At 71.6% G+C, this 475-nt stretch carries 1 protein-coding gene; it reads right to left on the bottom strand.

Annotation, left to right across the window (positions count from 1 at the left end; all coding sequences use genetic code 11):
- A partial coding sequence (locus D7Y13_RS46300) for a cytochrome P450 family protein (protein WP_167508825.1) occupies positions 1-475 on the bottom strand: 475 nt, incomplete at both ends.

The raw sequence follows: 475 nt of genomic DNA, 5'->3' as shown, positions 1-475 counted from the left end.
TCCGTCGACCTCGGTCTGCAGGAGGCGGGTGACGAAGTCGTCGCGCGGCGCCGCCCGGCGGTCGGCGACGAGCTCGTCCACGTAGGTCGCGAACTCGGGATGGGCGCCGGCGAAGCCCTCACCCCGCTCGGTGCGGTTCCTGGTCGGGTACGTGCCCTGCACGACCTCGTCGGACCACGTCGACCAGAGGGCGAAGTCCTCCGGCGGGGCCCCGAGGAGGTGGGCGATGACGCTGCTGGGGATGGGAGTGACGTAGTCGGTGACCAGGTCGACCGGGCCGTCGGCGGCCAGCAGGTCGTCGAGCAGCTGGTGGCACAGGTCGGCGCAGAAGGGCTCGACCCGACCGATGCGGTGCTGGGCGATGGCCGAGTTGATGATGCGGCGGACGTGGCCGTGGCGCGGCTCGGGGATCTCGTTGATCAGCTGCTCCTCGTCGGGCACGACCACACCCGGCTCGCGGAAGCTGGCCTGGAAG

The organism is Corallococcus praedator (assembly GCF_003612125.1).
GTDB lineage: Bacteria > Myxococcota > Myxococcia > Myxococcales > Myxococcaceae > Corallococcus > Corallococcus praedator.
This window is presented reverse-complemented; position numbering and strand designations above follow the sequence as displayed.